Here is a 1304-nt window from a genome sequence, read left to right as displayed (position 1 = left end):
CTGCTGTGCCCGGCGACGCTGCTGTGCGTGACGCTCTACTGCGTCAACTTCATCGGCGACGGCTTGCGCGACGCACTGGACCCGAAGGACCGCTGACATGGCCATTCTCGAAGTCAACAACCTCGGCGTGCGTTTCACGCGCAAGGATGCACCGCCGATCGACGCCGTAAGCGGCGTCTCGTTCACCCTCGAAGCGGGCAAGACGCTCGGCATCGTTGGCGAATCCGGCTCGGGCAAGAGCCAGACCGTGATGGCGATGCTCGGCCTGCTGGCCGCGAATGGCTCGACGAGCGGCGCCGCGCGCTATCGCGGACAGGATCTGCTCGCGATGGACGCGCATGCGTTGAACGCCGTGCGCGGCGATCGCATCGCGATGATCTTCCAGGATCCGATGACGTCGCTCAATCCGTTCCTGACGATCGAGCGGCAGATGACCGAAAGCCTGCAGCTGCATCGCAAGATGTCGCGCAAGGCGGCCGTCGCGCGTGCGATCGAGGCGCTCGAATCGGTGCGCATTCCCGACGCGGCACGGCGCATCCGCATGTATCCGCACGAGTTTTCCGGCGGCATGCGGCAGCGCGTGATGATCGCGATGGCGTTGCTGTCCGAACCGGAAATCCTGATTGCCGACGAACCGACGACCGCGCTCGACGTGACCGTTCAGGCACAGATCATCGACCTGCTGCGCGAGCTGAACCGCGAACGCGGCACCGCGATCGTGCTGATCACGCACGATATGGGCGTCGTCGCGGGCCTCGCGGACGACGTGATGGTGATGTATGCGGGCCGTACCGTCGAATACGCACCGGCCGCGTCGATCTTCGCCTCGCCGTCGCATCCGTACACGGTCGGGCTGCTCAACGCGCTGCCGCGGCTGACCGATGCCGACGACGCGCCGCTCGTCGCGATCCCGGGCAACCCGCCGCTGCCGGGCATGGCGCCGGCAGGCTGCGCGTTCGCGCAGCGTTGCGCCTATGTGGAAAACGCGTGCAATATCTCGCGCCCGGCGCTCGAAGCGTATGGTGCGGCCGGCGCGGTGCGCGCATGCCACCGGCCGGTGGCTGATCTGACGGGAGGACTGCGATGAGCGTCATCGATCTGAAGCAGGATGGATCGGCGGACACGCTGTTGTCCGTCCAGGACCTGAAGGTGCATTTCCGCGTGCCGCTCGGCGGTTATCCGTGGTCGCCGAAGGGCACGCTGCGGGCGGTCGACGGCGTGTCGTTCGATGTCAGGCGGGGCGAGACGGTCGGGCTCGTCGGCGAATCGGGCTGCGGGAAATCGACGCTCGCGCGGGCGCTGAT

2 protein-coding genes and 1 pseudogene are annotated in these 1304 nt (G+C 67.1%); all 3 read left to right on the top strand.

Going from position 1 to position 1304, the window contains the following annotated elements; translation table 11 throughout:
- A pseudogene (locus KH616_RS25065) lies at positions 1-96 on the top strand (peptide ABC transporter permease); the annotation flags it as partial.
- Position 97: 1 nt separating this feature from the next.
- On the top strand, positions 98-1087 hold the full coding sequence (locus KH616_RS25060) for an oligopeptide/dipeptide ABC transporter ATP-binding protein (RefSeq protein ID WP_292254960.1): 990 nt from the start codon (positions 98-100) through the stop codon (positions 1085-1087).
- Positions 1084-1304 (top strand): ATP-binding cassette domain-containing protein (locus KH616_RS25055; protein WP_292254957.1); only part of this gene is annotated, 221 nt, incomplete at its 3' end. The genes KH616_RS25060 and KH616_RS25055, both read left to right, overlap by 4 nt.

This window comes from Burkholderia sp. (assembly GCF_018375725.1).
Classification (GTDB): domain Bacteria; phylum Pseudomonadota; class Gammaproteobacteria; order Burkholderiales; family Burkholderiaceae; genus Burkholderia.
The sequence above is the reverse complement of the archived record's forward strand: the minus strand, read 5'-3'. Positions and strand labels throughout refer to the sequence as shown.

What these genes read in the sequence shown, in the direction of transcription:
- KH616_RS25060 (WP_292254960.1), top strand. Translation starts at nt 98, where the DNA reads ATGGCCATTCTCGAAGTCAACAACCTCGGCGTGCGTTTCACGCGCAAG.